The sequence below is a fragment of the Bacillus sp. MM2020_4 genome (assembly GCF_011250555.1).
In the GTDB taxonomy this organism is placed as follows: domain Bacteria; phylum Bacillota; class Bacilli; order Bacillales; family Cytobacillaceae; genus Neobacillus.
In genome coordinates, this window is the sequence record NZ_JAANMZ010000062.1 from 1 (window position 1) to 21,532 (window position 21,532).

General features: G+C 39.0%; 22 protein-coding genes and 2 pseudogenes. 9 read left to right on the forward strand and 15 right to left on the reverse strand.

Features of this window, described 5'->3' with window-relative positions; translation table 11 throughout:
* Positions 1–132: 132 nt before the first annotated feature.
* The 3 genes from G6554_RS23295 to G6554_RS23305 all read right to left on the reverse strand — a co-directional run bounded on the left by G6554_RS23295 (position 133) and on the right by G6554_RS23305 (position 3,353).
* Positions 133–771, reverse strand: a complete 639-nt coding sequence (locus G6554_RS23295) for a fumarylacetoacetate hydrolase family protein (RefSeq protein WP_166246354.1) — start codon at positions 769–771, stop codon at positions 133–135.
* A 241-nt stretch (positions 772–1,012) separates the two neighbouring features.
* Positions 1,013–1,963 carry an SGNH/GDSL hydrolase family protein gene (locus G6554_RS23300; RefSeq protein ID WP_166246355.1) on the reverse strand — a complete coding sequence of 317 codons (951 nt, stop codon included), beginning with the start codon at positions 1,961–1,963 and terminating at the stop codon, positions 1,013–1,015.
* 283 nt (positions 1,964–2,246) lie between these two features.
* Positions 2,247–3,353, reverse strand: a complete 1,107-nt coding sequence (locus tag G6554_RS23305) for a glycosyl hydrolase family 18 protein (protein WP_166246356.1) — start codon at positions 3,351–3,353, stop codon at positions 2,247–2,249.
* Positions 3,354–3,594: 241 nt separating this feature from the next.
* Between G6554_RS23305 and G6554_RS23310 the strand changes: the two genes are divergently transcribed.
* Together G6554_RS23310 and G6554_RS23315 are read left to right on the forward strand one after the other, a co-directional pair.
* Positions 3,595–3,915, forward strand: a complete 321-nt coding sequence (locus G6554_RS23310; protein ID WP_166246358.1) for a hypothetical protein — start codon at positions 3,595–3,597, stop codon at positions 3,913–3,915.
* Positions 3,916–4,041: 126 nt separating this feature from the next.
* Positions 4,042–4,359: a hypothetical protein gene (locus tag G6554_RS23315; protein ID WP_166246360.1), complete on the forward strand. Its 318-nt coding sequence runs from the start codon at positions 4,042–4,044 to the stop codon at positions 4,357–4,359.
* A 192-nt stretch (positions 4,360–4,551) separates the two neighbouring features.
* Here G6554_RS23315 and G6554_RS23320 read toward each other — a convergent pair whose 3' ends face one another.
* The 9 genes and pseudogenes from G6554_RS23320 to G6554_RS26385 form a co-directional block, all read right to left on the reverse strand.
* Positions 4,552–4,920, reverse strand: a complete 369-nt coding sequence (locus G6554_RS23320; RefSeq protein WP_166246362.1) for a PH domain-containing protein — start codon at positions 4,918–4,920, stop codon at positions 4,552–4,554.
* Between the two features lie 235 nt (positions 4,921–5,155).
* On the reverse strand, positions 5,156–5,476 hold the full coding sequence (locus tag G6554_RS26250) for a hypothetical protein (protein WP_347564346.1): 321 nt from the start codon (positions 5,474–5,476) through the stop codon (positions 5,156–5,158).
* A gap of 120 nt (positions 5,477–5,596) precedes the next feature.
* Positions 5,597–6,787 (reverse strand): annotated as a pseudogene (locus tag G6554_RS25840) (P-loop domain-containing protein); the annotation flags it as partial.
* 702 nt (positions 6,788–7,489) lie between these two features.
* Positions 7,490–7,738 carry a hypothetical protein gene (locus G6554_RS23335; protein WP_166246367.1) on the reverse strand — a complete coding sequence of 83 codons (249 nt, stop codon included), beginning with the start codon at positions 7,736–7,738 and terminating at the stop codon, positions 7,490–7,492.
* Positions 7,739–7,967: 229 nt separating this feature from the next.
* The gene (locus G6554_RS23340; protein ID WP_166246369.1) at positions 7,968–8,456 is read right to left on the reverse strand and encodes a DinB family protein; all 489 of its coding nucleotides are present in this window, start codon (positions 8,454–8,456) and stop codon (positions 7,968–7,970) included.
* A gap of 290 nt (positions 8,457–8,746) precedes the next feature.
* Positions 8,747–9,928, reverse strand: coding sequence for a class I SAM-dependent methyltransferase (locus G6554_RS23345; RefSeq protein WP_166246371.1), 1,182 nt, complete (start codon positions 9,926–9,928; stop codon positions 8,747–8,749).
* A 179-nt stretch (positions 9,929–10,107) separates the two neighbouring features.
* Complete coding sequence (locus G6554_RS23350) at positions 10,108–11,130, reverse strand: electron transfer flavoprotein subunit alpha/FixB family protein (protein WP_166246372.1); 1,023 nt, start codon at positions 11,128–11,130, stop codon at positions 10,108–10,110.
* Entirely contained in the window at positions 11,131–11,958 is an 828-nt protein-coding gene (locus tag G6554_RS23355) for an electron transfer flavoprotein subunit beta/FixA family protein (protein ID WP_166246374.1), read from the reverse strand.
* A gap of 625 nt (positions 11,959–12,583) precedes the next feature.
* Positions 12,584–12,667, reverse strand: a complete 84-nt coding sequence (locus G6554_RS26385; RefSeq protein WP_481747935.1) for a putative holin-like toxin — start codon at positions 12,665–12,667, stop codon at positions 12,584–12,586.
* A 394-nt stretch (positions 12,668–13,061) separates the two neighbouring features.
* Between G6554_RS26385 and G6554_RS23360 the strand changes: the two genes are divergently transcribed.
* Complete coding sequence (locus tag G6554_RS23360; protein ID WP_166246376.1) at positions 13,062–13,556, forward strand: Hsp20/alpha crystallin family protein; 495 nt, start codon at positions 13,062–13,064, stop codon at positions 13,554–13,556.
* Positions 13,557–13,572: 16 nt separating this feature from the next.
* Here G6554_RS23360 and G6554_RS23365 read toward each other — a convergent pair.
* The 3 genes and pseudogenes from G6554_RS23365 to G6554_RS23375 form a co-directional block, all read right to left on the reverse strand.
* Positions 13,573–13,725: pseudogene (locus tag G6554_RS23365) on the reverse strand (recombinase family protein); the annotation flags it as partial.
* A 45-nt stretch (positions 13,726–13,770) separates the two neighbouring features.
* On the reverse strand, positions 13,771–14,211 hold the full coding sequence (locus tag G6554_RS23370) for a hypothetical protein (protein WP_166246378.1): 441 nt from the start codon (positions 14,209–14,211) through the stop codon (positions 13,771–13,773).
* 314 nt (positions 14,212–14,525) lie between these two features.
* Complete coding sequence (locus G6554_RS23375) at positions 14,526–15,638, reverse strand: lactonase family protein (RefSeq protein WP_166246380.1); 1,113 nt, start codon at positions 15,636–15,638, stop codon at positions 14,526–14,528.
* A 251-nt stretch (positions 15,639–15,889) separates the two neighbouring features.
* On the opposite strand from G6554_RS23375, the gene G6554_RS23380 reads away from it, so the two are divergent.
* The 6 genes from G6554_RS23380 to G6554_RS23405 all read left to right on the forward strand — a co-directional run bounded on the left by G6554_RS23380 (position 15,890) and on the right by G6554_RS23405 (position 21,104).
* A complete protein-coding gene (locus G6554_RS23380; protein ID WP_166246382.1) occupies positions 15,890–16,372 on the forward strand; it encodes a CBO0543 family protein in 483 nt (160 codons plus the stop codon).
* Between the two features lie 511 nt (positions 16,373–16,883).
* Positions 16,884–18,944, forward strand: coding sequence for a catalase (locus G6554_RS23385; RefSeq protein WP_166246384.1), 2,061 nt, complete (start codon positions 16,884–16,886; stop codon positions 18,942–18,944).
* Between the two features lie 489 nt (positions 18,945–19,433).
* Positions 19,434–19,673, forward strand: a complete 240-nt coding sequence (locus G6554_RS23390; protein ID WP_166246386.1) for a hypothetical protein — start codon at positions 19,434–19,436, stop codon at positions 19,671–19,673.
* The gene (locus tag G6554_RS26390) at positions 19,663–19,875 is read left to right on the forward strand and encodes a spore germination protein (protein ID WP_481747934.1); all 213 of its coding nucleotides are present in this window, start codon (positions 19,663–19,665) and stop codon (positions 19,873–19,875) included. Before G6554_RS23390 ends, G6554_RS26390 begins: the two co-directional genes overlap by 11 nt.
* Positions 19,876–19,886: 11 nt before the next feature.
* Positions 19,887–20,108 carry a hypothetical protein gene (locus tag G6554_RS23400; RefSeq protein ID WP_166246390.1) on the forward strand — a complete coding sequence of 74 codons (222 nt, stop codon included), beginning with the start codon at positions 19,887–19,889 and terminating at the stop codon, positions 20,106–20,108.
* A 417-nt stretch (positions 20,109–20,525) separates the two neighbouring features.
* Complete coding sequence (locus G6554_RS23405; RefSeq protein WP_242637903.1) at positions 20,526–21,104, forward strand: cupin domain-containing protein; 579 nt, start codon at positions 20,526–20,528, stop codon at positions 21,102–21,104.
* Positions 21,105–21,532 lie beyond the last annotated feature (428 nt).

The window sequence follows — 21,532 nt, forward strand, 5'->3', positions numbered from 1 at the left end:
ACTCTCTATATACTATTTATCACAAATTTTTGATAGAACATAGAAACATCATTTTTTCCACATTGCACGAACCTGAGCAGTTAACCTAATTAGAAAAAGCTGCCTAGAATGGCAGCCGGACTATAAATAGTATTATCTTTTAGGCATCTTTATTTTACACTCACCCAGCACCGAATCCCCCCACTTTAAAACTAAATGATCGTTGCCGATCACAGGACCTACACCTTCTGGGGTTCCGGTATAAATGATATCGCCTTCCCCTAATCCAAAATTTTGTGTGATGTACTCAATAATGGTCTGCAAATCAAAGATCATATTTTCACTATTTCCCTGCTGAACGGTCACTCCATTTTTTTGAAGAGAAAAAATAGTCTCCTTTACTACGTCAGCACCAGGAAATGGAATAAACCGACTCACAATCGCTGAGTTCGGGAAGCCTTTTGCCAGCAGCCATGGATGGCCCTTTTTCTTCAATTCACTTTGAACATCCCGCAAGGTGAAATCAATTCCAATTGCCATACTTTCAACAATCTCATCTACTTTCATACCCTTTACATACGGTCTCCCGATTTTGATCACAATTTCTGTTTCAAAGTGAATGGAACCACGATTCCCAGGAAGCACAATCTCCTGACCTGCTGCTTCTACCAAGGCATGTGTCGGCTTGGAGAAAATCATTGGAAATTTAGGTACATCATTATTTAGTTCTTTTGCATGGGCAGCGTAATTACGCCCAACACAGAAAATGTTATTCACCAATTTCAACGACATGCCAACATTCCCCTTTTCAATGAATGGTGTTATTTCTTTCTAACAGTTTGATTTTAGCGTTTTCGATAGGATTGTATGTATCGTTTATTATAACAAAAAATCCAAGGAGCAATAGTGATTGCTTCTTGGATTTTTTTAAAGTTTAATTTACACGTGTGTGACTTAGATAAGTACCATTGTTAGTAAAAGATTGATTGTACATATCATTCCCGGAGTATTGATCATATACCCCCATGTGGATTTAGTTTGGGTCATCATTTGTTTGGGCGGCCCTTGCTTCCTCGGTCACTTTCATATAGTCTAGGACCCGCTGGGCAATAAGTTTATAGCCGCTTGTGTTTGGATGGAATTGATCTACTGCTAATAAATCCATCGTGGAATTCGTAAATAGATCTTTTGTGGGAATGAAGCTCACATTCTCATATTCTTCTGTCATTAATTTTCCTGTCTCATTCCAATTATCTATGATCATGTCTAATTCTTTAATGTATGCGAATTGACTTTCAAAAGGATTATAAAATCCGATTAAATAAATATGGGCATCTGGGTTCAATTCGGTCATTTTATTCAAAATGGCTGTCAATCGTTCTGTATATTCCACTCTTTCTACTTGGAAAGGTTCTAGTGAAAGGGTTGTAAAATTGCTTTTTAATACTTTCATAATATCATTGGCGCCAATTGTTATGAAAACAATATCAGCCTTTGAGATAGCAGTGGCAATTTCTTTATTTTCCAGCCGCTTAAGTAACTGATCCGACCGGTTTCCCTTTTTACCGAAATTCTCTATTTTGATCGTCAGGTTTTGATCCTCAAACGTGTGATTTAGGATCCCGACATATCCGCCGCTCTTTGTTTCATCTCCTACACCTTCCGTAAGCGAGTCTCCAATTGCGACAATCTTTTGATCTTTTTCGAAGAAATCAACCACACCATTCACGACTTCCCTTACCTTTTTCTTGCTTTGATCGGTGAAGGGTTTTTGGCTTTCCTGCTTAATGGCATGGTCTACTAATGGCCTTTCTTCTTCTTTAAGAGCAATATCTTTGGTTTTTTCCACTTGTTCAGTTTCAGCGGTCGCAACGGTTGTAACTGTTTCATTGCTTGCATGATTTCGATCAAGAAGAAAAAAAGGAAGAAGGATACACACAGTAAGTAGAGCCGAAATCATGATTATTGCTTTTATTTTTCTCAAACTTCATCACACCTATTAGTATCGGAAGATCTTAATCTAAGATACGATTCTTTGTTTCATTTAGTTTATTCATTTTAGCATGCCGGGCAACATTATTTAAGACCACAAATTTTGTAATTTGAATGTTTGTAGTCAAAACATAAAAAAAATAGAGTAGCCCCTAGTAAGGCTACTCTGCATAGGTAAATCAAACGTGCAAAATCGCTTCCAAATTTCATTTTTGATCGCAAAAGTAGCGTTTTAGGGGTTAAAAATCAGCATCAAAAATGGGATGTCCGTTCCCTTACTTTTTTACTTTTATTTTCTCGGAGATAGTCTTCCAGTACATGGGGTCTTCTAAGCCAAGCCGCCAAATCCCGATCCCCCGTAAATGAAATTTTTCTACAAGGTCTAGTTTGTACTGCAGACTTTCACTATTCTCAAACCAAACTTGGTGGCTATGTTGGGCTTCATCTATATAATCAAAATGGGGGGTTTGTGAACGTGAGTCCCATATCACGTTTGCTTTATACTTTGTTTTCTGACCCATTAGCTCTTTATAGGAGCTATACTTGGTCTTGCCTGCGGTTGTATCCCAGTCCCATCCATAACCCGCAATACCGAGTAACATTTTTGATGGTGGTACTCCCTGTTTCAAAGCATAACGAATCGTTGCCACTGTCCAATCGACAGATGCGGTTGATCCGGGGGTTGTTCTTGGGTTGTGCTCATCGTAAGTCATCATCAATAACCCATCTGAATATCGACCAAGTTTTTCGTAATCAAACCACGGTGACCAAGGATTAGCTCGGGAATCCCCTGTGTTTGCCGGGACTGAAACCGTCACTACTTTTCCATCACAATGCGCAGCATCAGACAATTTTTTGATCAGCTGACTAAAGGAATCTCGGTCAGCCAAATTCAAATTTTCCATATCCACATTCATACCGTCATAGTTAAACTGATTCATTTCATTCCGTAAGTTCTGAATGAAAACATCACTGTTGTGATCGTTATCGAGTACATTACTCGCTACCTGCTTGCCTTTCTCCACCGTTTCATAAAAGAGATTATGGACAACCATATATACTTTCAGGTTTTTATCATGAGCACTTTGAATAACCTTTCTTTTATGATCTGATGGAACGGAAGCAATAAGATTGCCTGGACGTTTATCATCAAGCTTATACCAAAAAGGCGCAATGATGCTTAAATTGGCAGATTGCGAGTTAACTGTCGGTTGAGAGCTAGGAAACGTTCCTTCCTTTTCTGTGTAGAAACCTAAAACTTCACGAGGACTTTTATGATTTTTGTGTTCCTCTTTACCTTGCATCCGGCTACACGATGACAGTAGAAATATGGCCATGCATAAAGAAATGATGGGGAATGACCGATAACAATTTTTCACCATACTACACCTTCTTCTAATTTATCTATTTCTTAAGTTGATTAGAATAGGTGCAACTTATACACGGATTGACCTTCCGCCTTACAGATTCTCGAGAAAAGACCACTACACATTTATTGAATGGGATGTTTGAATCATTTAATAATGAAAAAGAGTTCAATTCGGTTTGGTGATTGGCGACCTCGAATTTCATATAATGAAAGTAGCGGAAATTCAAATCAAACAATAAGAGGGTGAAGCTAATATGAGATTAAATCTTTCAGAGATTCAAATCACGGAAGTAAACCGAATAGTTCATAAAGAATTGAAGGTAAATGGATTTGAACCAACAGATGAATATCTATTTATCCACTGTTTTTCGAAGACACATAAAGAAAATGTCTATTATCAGCTGTTTAAAGAAAATGATACCTTGATCATCCGCTGCTTCGCACGAGTGTTTGACAATCCAGAACTCGACGTGATGATCAGAAGGGCTGCAAAAAATGTTAGTGACTATCTGGTAAACCAAACTGGATTACAAAACACCATCTATATAGAAAACGGGATTGAAATGAAGGGATAAAAAAGCCGGACTTGAGCCTGCGTTTTGTAAGCCTTTTAAAGACTCTAGGTATAAAGACTAAGGGAAAATAGTTGGATTTACTTTCTTCTTGCATCTCTTACAATACATAGAGGGAGGTAGAGTAACATGTTCAAAAGAATTATGATCCTTGGGGTACTTTCCTTAGTTTTACTAGCATTAGTTTTACTTAAAAACCATACAGTTTCTCCTGTGACCAGTCCAAATACGAAAAACAACGATTCCGTAGAATATACCACAGAAGAATATACAATTAGCAAAATTGAAGGCATTCGGTACTATGGAAAAAGGAATGACGGGACAGAGATCATTTTTTCTACTCAAAAGATTGTTTCCGATGAGAAAATAAAAGTCGATGATGTAGTCATTTGCTATTTTGAAAAGGGTAATTTAGGGAAAGGACTAATAAAAGTCAAAAAGAAATAATCGGTTAAGCTATAGGATTTATTCCCAATCGATTCCATCGGCACTCACCCAAGCGTTGTTTTTTCTTCTACTCTGAAAAAAGCAAATAGGTGACACCCTTTAAGGCATCACCTATTGGATGATACAACCTTGGATAAACGAACAGCCTACCACTTATTTCCTGATGAAACATGTGGAAAGGAAAAGACCACATTAAAGGAGTGCATTTGCAATTAGTTTATCAAACTTACGAATATCAACACCTTTTTTGAGATTTACCTTAATGTGGCCTGCCCTGGTCCATAATTCAACCTCCGCATTTACATCAAAGAAACTCCCGGCATTCTCCGTTGACCACATATTGATGGATGAATAGGGCAAAGAATAAATCTCAACTTTTTTCCCTGTTAACCCCTGAGCATCTCTTACGATCAATCGTTTATTCGTGAAGATGGCACTATCACGAATGGTTTTGTAAGCAGCTATTGCCACTTCACCATCCACTAATAATTCATTCACATCATTTGGAATCGGACATTCAGAGATGAAAGTCCATTGCAGAATTGCCTGCGTTGCAACCATTAAAACACGCCTCCTACGTATATTTTTCTTTTTTATCATTATAGTCTATAACTATTTAATAACCTTTTTCTTCATTAATTATAACACTAGGTCGGATAAAACATGGACGCATTTACTTGAATTTTTTCACATTTCTTTGAACGCACTTTTAGGGCTTGCTGCGAGCCGGATACAACGACTACTCTTTCAGGTCGAGTGAATACCTTATCAAGATAATCAAATAGTTATATGGTAATTATAGGTGTTCAGAAGGCTCAAGCTGAATAAAATCCAACTGTCTCATTCGGTTTATGACAGATAATACTTCATTGATTCTTGGTAGTTCAAGCCATCTTTCGAAACCAGGAAAAAAGGAAGAAAATACACGATCCACTCCTTCTCTTTCCATCTCTTCGAGAGCTCTTTTAATCTTTTCATGAAGAAAAATGTGGCGATCCTGATTACTTATCGCGATTTTTCGAAGTAAAAAGGCAATAGCTGCAAGCTGGGCTTGTGATGTGATATTGTAAAGCCCTCTGATATCAATTTGTTCATCCCCTATCATCATATATCCCATGGATGAAACGATCAGCCTTTCTGTCCCACTGTCCTGTGGATAGCTCGAAAAGTGGTCGGTGGTTATTGTTCTTTCTATCTCCCATTTTGTATGGGGGATGGGTTCACGTGGTTTGTCGTGTTTACATAAATCTTTTGCTTCCTGAGTAACGTTTTTTGGCACAAAATTGTCCATTAGGATGATTTGATCGGCAACGGATAAAAATTCAGCGCTACCTCCAATCACAAGAACGGACGATACGCCAACGGCCTCATATAGCTCCCTAACACGTTCCGTAAAAGGTATTATGGGTTCATGCTTGATTAATGCACGCATTTTGCTGTCTTGAATCATAAAATTCGTCGCACTTCTGTCTTCATCCATCAGAAGAAGCTTACACCCGAAGTTGATTGCCTCCATAATATTGGCGGCTTGAGAAGTGGAACCTGAGGCGAAGTCAGTCGAAAACTGTTCAGCCGAACGATTGGGTACCCATTTGATGAAGGGCGTAATATTGATATTTTTTATCGAACGGCCTTCCTCTGCAGCTATTTCCATTGCACTTTGATCTGTCAACACAAATTATCGTCCATCACCGATGATGTGATTGTAAATCCCCGAATTGAGTGCATCCAGCAAAGTGCTTTTACCCGAATAACCACCGCCGGTGATGACCGTCACACCCTGTTTTATTCCCATTCCTCGCAAACCACCAATTTCCACTTCCACATCCTCTGGGGATGTAAAAGGCAAGGCACCCTCTAGTGGCCCGCTGTTGTCTTTATTTCTTGGCAAAATGCTGCCATTCCCAATAAAGGCACAATAACCACTGGATTTTAGCCATTCGCGAATCAAATTTTGTTTTTTTACCCATTCATAGGCATCATTTAATCGGATGAGATCAAATTTGGCAATAAACTTCTCCACTTCTTTTGGAAGCATTTTGCAGAGCATGCGCATGGCTTTATTGTTATTCTTGAATGGAAGTTGGACGGTAATCATTAAGCATACATACCATGTTTCCGAGATGACCTCAACATGGGACGCATTACGTTTCAACACCACATTGGTTGGACGAAAACAATAAAAAGCACCATTATCTTTATCAGTACGTGAGCGGTTATAAATCGATTGATTTAATGCCTCTATATAATCAACCCATTCTCTTAATGCAAAATCGGAGAGAACAACTTGATCCATCTGTTCATCTAAACCGAGACGGTCAAAAGGTATTTTTATGGTGATACATGGTTTATCCGGTGTGAGTTTATGTGTCGGTTCAATGTAATAGGCAACATCATTATCCCAATAGATTGGATCCTCATAAATCATACCGTAAGAGGACTGTCCGGATTGTAACGAGCGAAAATAGTGAGCGAGTCTTTTAATAAAGCATCATCCTTTCATATTTGGAAAGCTGTGAATAACGGGAAATGATAGTTCAAGAAGGGGGTCCCTTATCCTTTGGAACAAGGTACCGACGAAACGGATCGACCCCTAATCTCCAGGTATGAGCCTGCATAAACGTAAAGCGGCACTGTTTGAAATTTTCCGCAAAAAATGAATTTATTCGCACGTAATCCAAGTTCAATACATTATTCCCCCTAATAAAGTTCAGATCCATTGTCTGACAAACGATTAAATCTTTTCAAAAATACAACCGCTATTGTTGCCTTGACCAAGCATTTGTCCAAAAAAAATGACAGCCACTCCATAAGTGGCTGTCATAGATCGGCTAGAAGGTATCAACGTTCCCTTCTTATCTGCCTAAATATAAAAAGCCCTGAGTGTAAATCCTACCCTCAGAGCCTAATGTGTTTGAATAAAAAATATCTAAAAAGCAATATGAGGATTAGATGTATAATTTTTTGCTATCATGATCCTCACCTCATTACGATTTATTTTTTCAGTAATAAAATCTTACCATTCATTTAACCATTTGACAAGAGCTGCACATGCCCTATTTATTTACTGAACTGACCAAAAAAGGTAGACAAATAGTTTAGGCTCCATTACGGACGCGTGTTTCCGAAATCAAAGTACTAAAAAATATTGAATTTGATTCGATGATAGTGGCGTAATGGCCATTATGCGATACCCAATGCTTAGTAATTGCGAGAGCGTTTCCGCACAATTGGGACGGGGCGGCTCAATCGGTGCGTGGTAACTTTTATAAAGACTGATGTATTGATTATTAGTAGTACAATGAAGCAAGATAACATGTTTACCAGTCCATGCTTGCCCGATAATTGGTTGGATTTGTATCTCCCCTATGTTCCTCATCCTGAACACCCTCATGAATTGATACAATAGTTTATGATGTGATGTTGTCCAAGGTTCTTCCAGGGTAGTTGTTAATGTGCTTGCTGTTACTTGTCCTCGTAAAGCAATTTGGTCAAGTAACTCTTGGCGTGTAGAGTCTGCTAAGGCGATCAAGATATTTTCGAAAGGACAACTGTCTGCGGTTTCCAATTTACGCTAACAAACATCGCCAAAATCCTTCTATAATATATTAATCTTCTGTTCCTAATACATCTGTATTTGGGGGGTCATAACCCATCTGACGGAGCATAGCTACTATTTGTCCTTTGTGATGAAACTCGTGCGTGATGGTGTGCATGAGCAATTTACAAGGAGAAATAGATAATAGTTCAGGTGTTTCTCGCCAAGGAATTTCTCGCTCAATTAGCATGTTTACATTTTGTCCATGTAGCTCTAATACTTCATTTACTATTGAATCCACTTGTTCAAAGCGTGCTATTATTTGCTCTAAACCGAGATTTTGTAATTCTTCCCTTGGAGTAAGTGGTTTTTTCGTCTTCAATAAAACAAATGAGCCAAGCCACGCAACGTAGCAATCAGCTATATGAACCAATGTGTCTCTTACACTCTCCCAACCGAATCCATTTTTATGTGTAAAATGATTAGGATCTAATTTCCCACAAAAATCTAACAGAGTCGCTCTAGTCTGTCGAACCCAACCATATTCGTGTTGAAGCATCCAAACACCCACCTTTAACAGATATAACTACTTATTCTATACATATATTGAATAAACCTTTCTTTAATGACTAAAAAAGGATCGCCGCAGCTAACTCATTTTATTTACAACCTCTTGCTGCTCATGTTCATTTAGTAAGTCAATCTCCACAAGATTGGAGTCAGTCCCCCGGTCCGTTAAAGCTTTAGATTATCGGGGGATTGCTAGGCGTCTATGAAAATAGTTTATATTTTCAAGTAGTACAAAAATATCTCTTTCTAGAATGAGTATCCCCATAACTAAATTTTGAACTACTCTGGTCGCTCATCCAGGTTGTCATACCAAACAAGCGGACCAAGGTGACCGAACTTACCGACCGCCTCCTCCATTAACTGGTGTGCTCTTTCATATGCGGAGGCAGGTAAAATATCCAATTCATGATACCCCATATTTCCATAGTTATAGACAAGCAGAAGCCCATCTGTCTCCCAAAGCTCAAGTCGAAAAACATGCCAATGGTTCGGCACTTTCAATTGAATCCCTGTGACGAATGTTTTCTCCCCCAGCCGTTGATAGGCAAACTCCGCTGTCCCTCCTTTATAAGACCTCCCCTCCTCAAATACAAGTGGGTAACCTTTCGTATAAAGGTGTTCCATCCCTTCCAAGGTTTCGAGATTATTCTCCCTTTTTGTGGCCACAATCACAGGAGACAGCCTATCTACTCCTATTTCATGGTATTCGATAGTACCACTGTTATCCCATTGAATATGGAGACCCGCATCCTGAAGCACATTCGCCCACCTTCCGAGATCTGCGGAATTTTTCAATTGTTCGCAAGAGAGATACAATCCATCCTCCGTTAACAAACGATGGACTATTTCTACATAACGACTGTCACCATAGGTTGGATTCTCCTTCATGTACTCTTGAAGTGACCAATAGTTTGAAATCATGATAGGCCCCATGATCTCATGAAAGGTCCGTGCAGAAATGATTAAATCAAAAGAATTCAGGGAAAAGTGCTCAGATACCTCCATGAAATCCATTTGGTAAAAACTCACGTTGTTCAGTCCTTGCTTTATTGCCAACTCCCAAGCACATCGAATCCCATTTCCACACAGGTCGATCCCTACAATCTCGGCATCTGGGAACATGGTGGCGTACCTGCAAGACAGCAACCCATTATCACAGCCAATTTCCAAAATCCGTTTCGGCTTTAAATAAGTTTGCTGACTGACCCAGTTGAGCAAGGATTGATGGAAATTCATCGTCCATGATTCTACTGCCAAACTGAAGGGCAGTGTTCTGTTTTTCACTTCATAAATATTCCCTTTAAGTTTGCGGTCCATAATGGGTTGGAGCTCCTTAGCCAAGAAGGAATCGACCTCGGTTACATGCTTCCAGAAGTCCTCTTTGGTTTGGCATTCCTTGATACCCAGTGACTTAAGATAGGCAGTGACACTTTGTGATTTTAATTTGGTATTTGCAAACATAGTATTATCTCCAGTTTAGGCGTATTTATTTTGCTTAACAGGACCAAAACCTACTAGTAAGTTCTATTATCTGGTACTAATTATAGCACAAAAAAAACTTTACTCCTTAGTGAAGTAAAGAAAATGGAAGAATTCACTCACGAATGAGAGGGGAATAATGGTAATCATTCAGTACTAACTTACTTCATCACCTTGTCACTAGAAAGTGCATGTTTAAACTGTTCGATTAGGACAGGAACGATTTCAAATGCATCGCCAACAATTCCATAATGACAGTTTTGAAAAATAGGAGCTTCTTTGTCCTTATTAATGGCAATGATTAAACCAGCATTTTTCATTCCCACAATATGTTGAATCGCGCCTGAAATCCCGATTGCAAAATAAATCTTTGGCGTTACCGTCACACCGGTTTGCCCTACTTGATGGGGGTGGTCAATCCAACCCGCTTCCACCACATCCCTGCTCGCACCAACAGCTCCTCCAAGCGTTTCAGCCAAATGGTGTATTAACTGAAATCCCTCGTAGCTGCCTAAGCCTTTTCCGCCAGCGACAACGATGTCCGCTTCGTCGATTCTGACCTTCTTAACCGTTTCCTTTACAATTTCCAAAACTTTTGTCCGGATATCTTCTTCCTTTAATGAGACGGATTCTTCGACGACCTTGCCTATTCTCCCCACCTCTGGGGGTAGCGCCTTCATGACTTTGGCGCGTACGGTCGCCATTTGCGGCCTGTATTTTTTACATAAAATGGTTGCCATAATATTTCCGCCAAACGCCGGCCTACTCGCAAGGAGTAACCCCGTTTCCTCTTCTACATCCAGCTCCGTCGTATCCGCCGTCAACCCTGTCGGCAAATCGGTGGCCACTGCGCTTGCCAGATCTTTTCCTGTTGAGGTGGCCCCGTAGAGAATAATTTCCGGTTTATATTTATCACTGCACTCTAATAGCGCTTTCATGTAGGTTTCAGTCCGGTAATGCTTAAAAAGAGGTTGATCATAGACATACACGGTATCTGCTCCATATTCAAACACGGTCTTTGTTAAAGATTTAACATGTTCCCCGATAAGAATACCCGCTAGTTCCACACCTCGTTTATCAGCTAATTTCCTACCAGCACCTAATAATTCAAGGGATACGGAGGCAACCTCTCCATCCTTTTGTTCAATAAAGACCCAAACACCTTTGTAATCGTTAAACTCCAATTACATTCCCTCCTTACTTTCAAACAGCTCCTTCTTTTCAAACAGGATCTGAAGCAATTGCTCTACTTGTGCTGCTGGGTTGCCTTCAAGGAATGTTCCCCCTGCCGGTTTTTGCGGAGCCCATACTTTGGAAACAATGGTTGGTGATCCCTTTAAACCAAGCTGCTTGATATCTACATCTTCAAGGTCATCAACAGACCAGATATGTGGTTTGTATCTGGCAGCTTTGAGCATGTTCGGCATCGGGGAATATGGCACGTCATTAATAGTTTTTTCAACGGAAAATAAACACGGCAAGGTGGATTGGACGACTTCATATCCATCCTCTAGCTTGCGATGGACAACGACATATCCTTCTTCTTGATTGATATCCACGACTTTGTTCACAGAAGTGAGTGGTGGTATATCAAGCCTTCTAGCTATTCCGGGTCCGACTTGCCCGGTATCTCCATCGATGGACATTTTTCCGCAAATGATCAAATCGACGGGTCTGGTTTTTGCAATTTTTTCAATCGCCTTTGTCACGGCATAGCTCGTTGCCAATGTATCGGCACCCGCAAACCGGCGATCTGTAATTAAATACCCCTCATCCGCGCCTATTTCAATACACTTCTTTATAGCGGACACCGCTGGAGGTGGACCCATCGTGACAACCGATACAGTCCCACCATATCGTTTCTTTAAACGGACTGCCTCTTCAACTGCATGAGCATCATACGGATTCAAAATCGCAGGCGCTGTCCTCCGATCCATCGTGTTCGTTTTAGGATTCATCTTAATAATTTTAGTGTCAGGCACTTGCTTGATACAGGCTACAATATGAAACATTAAACCCCTCCCATCTAACTTAACAAGCCCATGGTTTCTTTATTACCGCCATACGAAACTTTCCAGATGTTTTACAACTAAAAGGATTGTTACAGCCGTCTATATCTACTTTATTATGGGAGATGTCCTTACATGCGAGTTTTCTGACAAAAAACCTACGAATTAATCGGTCCCTGACTCCCTCCGCACTAGTCGAAAAATGACAAAATACTAAAAATTAAACGAAAAAAGTGCCAGGCACCACCCAACTATTAATAGACAAGATCAAGAGTGAATTCGATTTGGCCATTGATCCGTCCAATTTAACTATTAAAGATTTAAATAGATTGATTGCCAATAATCGTTATAAAAATAAAGGGACACTTGTGAACCTTGTAAAAAAAGGTGTATTAAGAAAAAGGTGAAAACTAAAAACATTGATAATACTCATATTTAGAATGAATTCATATACTATTTTATAAAATAGTTTTTTTCAGTATCATAGGTTATATTATAAGTAAGGATTGAATAAAATAAAAAAGACCGAACATGCTGTTACATGTCCGGTCCAGCAATAGACGGTTCCCTCTAAGGGGGTCGGCTATTGGGCAGAATAATCCACCTGAGCCGTTAACTCAAGGGTGGATTATTTTTTTGATTTAAATGACAGGATCGCTACAATTAGACTAGCAAAGCCAATCGCAAACATTAATGATTCAAAAACTGTCATGCGGCATCACCCCCCTTCTGTTTGGGAGTGTACCGACCACCCTTGAGAAACCCTATTCTAGTTTATATAAAAGGAACTCCTCTATTCCCTTGCTATAAAATCATTTTCTTTGGCATCCAAACATCCGTAAACCGATTCTCTACAGAAAAATGATAGAGATCTTTCAGTTTTTTATTTGAATAGACCTGCATATCTTCTCGAATTTTGAGTTCAGGTATCGAAATGAACAATTCATTTCGATGCAAATGAATTTATTAGCATAATCGATCATGAACTTTTTATATTTGACAATGATGAAATGATAAAAACTTTAACGCATATACATAGTGATGAATGTCTTTCTCGCTTAAGGTAAAGGAAATGACAATTTCTATTGTTTAAGGGATGTGGGCCTATGGATATTGAAAAATTAAAACAATGGATGGACGTCGCTCAAAATATGCAGGATGGAGAGTTCTGGAATAATTTATTTGATCAAGATTTTGCGAGGCAATTTCTTGATGAGCAGCAGCTTAAGACCTCATCAACTTCTAAAGAAAAGGAAGCAAATAAAAAACAACCTTCAACGCCCCTATTTCCTATCATTGAAATAGTAGAAGGAGAGTCCGAAGTGTATATCATTATTGAAGTCCCAGGTGTAAAGCAAGAAGATATTGAATTAAGTCTTGCCAGAGACTTGCTAACAGTAAAGGGAACGAGCAACCCCATTTATTCCGAGTTGAATAGAACATTTTCAGAGAGATTTACTGGACAATTTGAAAGGCAGATTAAATTGCCTGACAAGATCAATCCCAATCAATTATGTGCGAAGTATTGGAATGGACTTTTAATCGTCAGCCATCCTCGTATCTATGCAAAAGTAGAAATAATTCCAATTAAAGATGAATAAAACAGATGTATTGAAATTTACCAAAGGCTATACCGTTTTTTATAGCCACATCAATCCCTTCACGCTGCCTTTTTCGAATTCGGTTGCGTTCGTCTTCTGCCATCCAAGAAAGAATTTGTAAAACCAAATCGGCAATAAAAGTTCCCAGATTATCTTCAAATTGTGTGGTACCACGCTAATACCGTACAATCTTAAAAGACTAAAGGATGAAACTTTAGTCTTTTCTCATTTCTTCTTCTCTTTTTGGATGAATTTTTACTTTTGGACTTGTCCCACTTTCGTCATTTTTCATTTTCTCTTTTCTTTGCAGGGGCTCCTTCTCCTTCTCTTCTTCATTTAAATTAGGTGTATATTCACTCCCATAAGTTGCCCCGATATTTAGTTTTCCTTTGAGTTCTTTGATTCCTAACTGACCAAAATTATTATTTAGCTCATATTTATCCAATATAATTTTTTCAATATTAATTTTTTCTATGATAATTGGCGGCTCCTTCGTAATTACCGTTGTTTCTTGAACACCTTTTTCTTGTTCTTGGATGACCGATAGTGCTTTTTTCATTTCTTCTAGATCATTTTCTAAGGAAGCCAATTTTTTTTTTAGATTTTTTTCGTATTCATTTTTACTGAAAATGAGAAGTAAATCTCTTAGTGACATGTTTCCAAACGCTCCCTTATTATTTACCTTTATTTATATATATGGGTAGAACAATTTAAACATGTCCAAATAATAAAAACGAAGCGAAGTTTAGTCAATCGGAATCAAAATTGGAAGAAGTAGTCTTACATTTGAGACAATTGTATGTAACATTTGTATTCCAATTCTTTTGTTTATTATCCTTCATATTTTTTAACAATAAACTTATTTGATAACAATGGGATTACCTTCGCAATCCCATTGTTTGAATCACATGGAGGAAGAGTCATGTCATCAAATTATCTGCCTCCTTACCTTTTTTTGATAAGATCGGCTCAAAGAACAGCTAAGCCTTGCGATCCAAAGTAAGGCAGGTTAGTCCAGGCAGCAACCTGTAATCTTACCAGACTACCATCTGCTTGTATATTAAATACTGATACTGTACCCTGATTACCGTTAAGGGTGTAAAAATACCGTCCATCTTTACTCACTCCCACATCAATCGGTAGACCTGGTGCTGTGCCAGGCGGTGTACTGGTAATATTTCCTTCCACCGACAGAGCTCCGTTAGCATGGATACGGTAGGTTGAAATGGTGCCGCTTGCGGTGTTGGCGGTGTATGCAAAACGTTCATCCTTCGTTGTTGCAATCCAACAAGCGGTCAAATATCCGTTTGGCACAGAACCGCTAATCACATGGAGGATACCGTCGTTACTCATTGAATAGGATGACAGCGCGTTTGCCATTGATTCTGTAACTAAGAGGATTCCAGAAGAAAGAAAATAGGCCCCCAATGGTCCTTGACCATAAGAATTATTTACGATTGGTCCTGTAACAGTACCATTTTTATTATTTACATGGAAAATACTAAGATGGTTTGATGTCAGTTCGGAAACAAGGATTTTACTACCGTTTGGAGTGAAGAGAACCTGCCCAGGCTGTGCATTGAAAGTACTTAGAGAATGGATTGAACCGGGAATAGGAGTAAGGCGCCCGTTATCGTCCATGTGAAAGCCAGAGATATTGGATGAAAAATTATTTGCAGCACTACCCACATTGGAGACATAGAGAAGATTACCAAACATATCTATACTATTCGGCTGAACACCTCCTGATGGCTTCACATCCGCAAAAATTGGCACTCCGCTTTCGTTTATAATGAAACTACTGATACTATTACTCCCTGTGTTTACTGCGAGTAGAAAACGTCCATCTCGCGATAAAGTAAGCGAGCCTTGTGATGACAACGGATCGACTCCATCGTTCGTTGTTGCCCCGGAGACTTCTTTTGTACCCGTACCTCTGCCATAGGTTGGGTAAGAACCCGCAAATGTGAGCATTCCATTCATGTCTCTGAAAAAGGCAATGATTTGATTCATTCCTTCATTATTCGTCATCATGTACACCATACTCGCACGCGAACGAAAATAATTGCCCATTATCTGCATTTTATTACTCTCCTCCTTTCATCATTTTATATGGTTCTTTTGCCATTAAAATTCCCCAAATGGAGATAAATTGTTTTTACAAATAAGGAGCATCATACAATAAGATCGTTCATTCTTCTTGAATCATCGCTTAGCTTAATATCTCTAACTGTTTTATTTCATATTATCTTCGCTTTATCATTTTACCTTAAACAAAAATTGAATTAATCAATTATAAAAGTAAAAACTATTTATTAAAGGGAGGATAATGAATGAAATACAAAGCTGAGAAAACTATCGAAATTTCATCCTGGATAATTGTGTCATTATTATTAATAAAATGTACACCAAAGAATAAAATTCGTGAAACACTAGTTGTATTTTTATTTAAACAAGCACTTACATGGATTTTTGGATTACTAGTGGTAGAAAAAAACTTAATTTCCTATCCATATCGCTTATTTTTTAAAAAAGCAAATAAAGCTAATTTTTCATTTGAATACTTTATATATCCTGGACTGTGCGCTTTATTTAGTTTGTATTATCCAAAAAATAAATCTAACCTTTTAAAAACCCTGCATTTCTTTATTAGTACTTCTGTAATAGTCATCTTTGAAATAATTGCAGTGAAATATACAAAATTAATTAAATATAAAAAATGGACTTGGTATTGGAGTTTTATAACCATTTGGATAACTGATTACGTAACACATGCTTTTCACAAATGGTTTTTTAAAACTAAATTTCATGAATAAAAAGCTGCTCCTTGAGGATTGCCGCCAAAAGGCATTCTTACGTATTTTTTGCTCAACTTTTCTTTGTACAGACCTCTCCAGGGTCGTTTTTTATGCCATTTTTGGATTCACCCAAGTCCAGTTTGCCATCTTATTTCAATTCATGGCAGCAAAAGTAAGCAGCACCTGCATAGACATTTTTTTAAGTCCCCTTAAAGTTGTCCATCGCACTATTAACACTACATAGAAGAGGGACTAATCCGCATATCGTGGGTAAAGGAGTCCAAAATTCTCATGTCCCCTGTGCGGGTTCTGTTCACAGTCTTTCATAGCGGTTTGCGTCTGTACCTCCTCGAACTATATGGAAACAGGTTTATTCTGAAGTTCTATTACCCGCCACTGTATGTAATCTGTTAGCTCCAAATGGGCATTTGCCACATCGATTAACCAGTTTAAGAAGCTTCGAATACTAGGGAGAAACCGGGCATATATATACCGTGAAATGCATCATGACTTGGGGGGATGAGATAATATGAATTACGATGACGATTCTAATGAAAGAGAGAATCAAGGCAACAAAAAAATTGAACAACTTAAGGAATTTCGTGTTCAGAATACAGGAAATCCCCTTACGACGAGTGCGGGATTAAAGCCATCCAACAATGACGGGATATTGAAGGCTGGAGCACGAGGCCCTGCTCTGTTGCAGGACTTTCTTTTTTTTGATAAGCTGATGCATTTTGACCGGGAACGGACTCCAGAACGTGTCGCCCATGCTCGAGGGTTCGGTGCTCACGGGACATTCCAGGTTTATCAGTCGATGAAGCCTTATACCAGGGCGGGTTTCTTGCAGAATCCAAGTGCAAGTACGCCCGTATTCGTCCGCTTTTCAACAAATCATGGCGGTCGCGGATCGTATGATACCTCGCGCGATTTGCGAGGTTTCGCAGTGAAATTTTATACTGAGGAGGGCAATTGGGACCTATTATCATTAAATTTACCCGTGTTCTTCGTGAATGACGCGCAGAAATTTGTCGATTCACATCATGCGGCCAATCCGGATCCACGCACGGATATGCCGACATCTTCAGCAGCACAAGATAACTTTTGGGACTTTGTTGCAAATAACCAGGAGTCTGCGCATTTTATCATGTGGCTTATGTCGGATCGGACGGTGCCAAGAAGTTGGAGAATGATGGAGGGTTATGCGATCAATTCATACCGGTTCATCAATGACCAAGGAAAGTCTCGATTTGTACGCTTTCAATGGAAGCCAGTCCTCGGTATACATTCGCTTCTCCAAGAAGAATCCCTCATCATCGGCGGGTTGGATGCCGATTTTCACCGACGCGATATTCATGAGGCGATTCAACGCGGGATATATCCCGAGTACGAATTTGGGGTGCAAATGATCGAAGAGGAACAAGAACACGCATACGAATTTGATGTTCTCGATCCGACAAAGCTTTGGCCGGAAGAAATCGTTCCTGTTCAGATCATCGGAAAGCTGACACTAAACCGTAATGTCGACAACTTTTTTGCGGAGACCGAGCAATCCGTTTTTGATCCGACCAACGTGGTTCCGGGCATCGGTTTTTCCAATGATCCTATATTACAAGGCCGACTTATCGCTTATCGCGATACGCAGATGTATCGGTTGGGTGGTCCGAACATCAATGAAATACCTATCAACCGACCGCTTTGTCCTTTTCACAACTACCAACGAGAAGGGGCTCATCGCCAACGGATCGATATTGACCAGGTTAACTACTATCAAAACTCACTAGCGGGCAATACACCCAGCCCAACACCGGCTGAGCAGGGCGGTTACGAATTCTATCCCGAAAAGGTAAAAGGTTTAGCCACCAAAGCCATAAGCGACTCGTTTAAGGACTATTTTTCCCAAGCACGTCTGTTCTGGAATAGTTTGTCTGACGTTGAAAAAAACCATATATTACAGTCATTCATTTTTCAACTCACAAAAGTGAAGAGCGAATCTGTTCGCCAACAAGTCGTCGACATGTTCGGACGAGTGGACCATTCATTGGCTTCCACCATTGCTTCAAACATCGGCGTACGACCACCATCGACCAAGCAAGTTTCCGTTTCTGCGTCCTCTCCAGCTCTGAGTCAAGCCAATACACCACATCTCCCCTATACCATGAGGGTTGGCGTTCTGATTGGCAATGGATTTCTCGATCAAGAGGTCGACTCAGTGGTGACCACGCTCGTCGAACATGGAGTCTTCGTGGAGTTTGTCAGCGATCGATTGGGTACGGTTACAGGAGCACAAGGGACGACCATCACGTTGGACCAGAGTTTCTACGCGACGAACCATGTTCTTTATGATTCTCTGTATGTTGTTGGTGGACACGTGGAAAATCAAGCTGCCTTCGACTGGTATGTGAAAGACTTTATCCAAGGGACATACAAGTATCACAAACCGATTGGCGTGGCGACCACTGGGGGCGCATACATACAGCCCCCGAAAAACGGAGAGCTTGAAGGTGTCGTCTTTGCTTCAGGCACTAACAACTTCGGGGAAGCGTTTGTCAAAGCAATTGCGATGCAACGATTTTGGAACAGGAAGTAAAAGGGGCTGTCTTATAGGATAGCTTGCTTACTTGAAAAATTTAATCACCGTCGTATGAATCATTCGTGGCATGCGTAGTATTGTTGATTTTGCCTAACACAGAACTGATATTGTTTTTTAAATCATAATTGTATTTTAGCTCATTGCTATTTGAATCTGTCACCTTTACTAAACAATACCCTGTATCAAAAATATAATGATACAGGGTATTTTTAACCGAATCATTTTGATAAGCTAGATTTCCTGCTGCATCATACTGATACGTATATCTAGGTTTTTCTACTTCAATTCAAATCGGTTCAATTTTTCTGTTTTACGTATATAAGCTTGGGGTTCTGGGTTTTGCTATCGGGTCGGTGCCTGCATGGGAACGGATAATGTACTTAATTTTGTATACGATCCCTTACTCCAAAAATAAATGAGGAATTAAAACACATGTCAATCTTATTATTCATAATATATAACAGTTATGCGTTCAGGAGGTGCGGGATGGCTTTAGTCGGAAATTTAATTTGTAACATTGGCCAATTCAAAATTACAAATTTAAACGGTATAGTGAATGTCGGAATGACTTTGAATAAGCATGGCGAATCTCATGGGGACACAATTATATTCAGGGATGAGGAGTTCCCAGTTGATGATTTCAAAGATAAAGGTAACACCCAATTACCCAATTTTGCAATCCCCATGGGCACAACTAGACTAAATCCCGTCAATAATGAATATTAGTATTGGTGTATTTAAGGTTAATTCCGTGACTGCTTCTTCTGCAGTCAATATCGGTACTACCTTTATCATAAATCCTTCAAGCCATATAAAAAATCAAATTGGTACACAAAACAACGGTGACGGTAATACCTTACTTACTCACAACCCCATTTATGATCCGGATATTACAGATTATCCAGCTACGAATAGTGGATACTACTAGGAGGTGTATTAATGTTGCCAATCTTTATTGGGGCTATTAAATCATCGGCAGTTCAACATGGAGGTTCCTTCAATATAGCAGGTCTTGGCGGTATTCTAAACGCCCCAGCACTGAATCAGAAAATTCAACAAGGTCAAGTTAATAATGGAGATTTCAACCCAACTATGAGTATGTCACCTATATTTGATCCAGATGGAGTTGATCATCCTTCTGGTATAATTAAAGGATTTTGATATTTATGTTTAAAATTAATATACCAAATGTCCTTATCACCCAGATTGATAATGGTTATTTTAACGTAGGAAGGAATGTTAATCTCAAAATGGTTAACCCTAATGATAATACTAAGAAAAGGTATCAGGTACCTCTTGATATTACTCCAGAACCCGCGTTGAGGAATACAAAAGACAAACAGCATCCATAAGACGCTGTTCCTTCTATTTGGGGTAGCTATACATGTCTCAAAACCCCTTATGGTTATTAAGTTAAGCATTTTTATTTCTTAAAATGGCTTAACCTTGTAAATCTGCATTTTCCTGACCTCCCACCAACATTAACATCAATATCTATAATAGTACTGAAAACGACAATTCCATAATATGCATAGAGTGTCTAAGGCTACCCAAGCAAAGAAGGGAAGGAAATCATATATGGATTATACATCTCCTTCAACTCAATTCACTTTTGATGTAAATACAAGTCCCTTATTTAAAAAAGATAATCAAAATTATATTAATGTACTAGGTGTCAAACAGTTGAATACACTGGAAAATATGTCTTTACTGGATGTTTTCATAAATACTAGCAATATTGTAGAACCCCATTATCACCAAAACGCAGCAGAGCTAATGTATTGTATTTCTGGAGCAGTTTTAGTTTCCTTACTAAATCCTTTCACTAAACAAATCCTCAATTTCCAGACCACACCAGGTCAGGTTGCAACTATTCCACAAGGATGGTGGCATTATCAGATGGCTACTGTTGATAACACACACTTTTTATCATTCTTTAATGCACCGTCTCCTGAGGTTATTTTTGGTTCCGATATCTTAAGGTTAACGCCTCCGAATGTTATGGCTCATACCTATGGACTTGATGCCAATCTATGGCGAAAAGCAATTGAACCAATTAAAACCTCAACAATTATAGGTCCTCCTAAAAACAAAAGATTTGCAAGTATCCCTTATCAAAATCCACAATATTATCAGTCCTATCCAAATCCTTTTTAAGAATATTAGCACCATCAATATTGGAAGAGATAAATAAAGTGATTTTCTAAAGTATGGAAAATTCCATACTTTTTTATGTTCAGTTAACCTCCTTTCGCTAACCCGCCTATTACTTTAATAAGAAAAAGGCTTTACTCCTGTTGAAGTAAAGCATAAAGCATCTTTTAGTTCTTCACATCTAGGTCCCCTAATAACCACTTCAGATTATGGATTTCCCACTTCCACTTGCCTATAAGTCTTTTCTTATCAAATTCCTTCTCTTTTATTATTTACACGATTGGATTCAGTTTATAATTATTTAATTGATCTACTAGTTACTGGTGGTTCATTAAACCAACCTTTTTTAACCAATAGTTTAAACCCTTTTTCTGAAAAACTTTGGACCTGTTCTATTAATTCATGTAGTATCTGTCTCTTATTACACATCT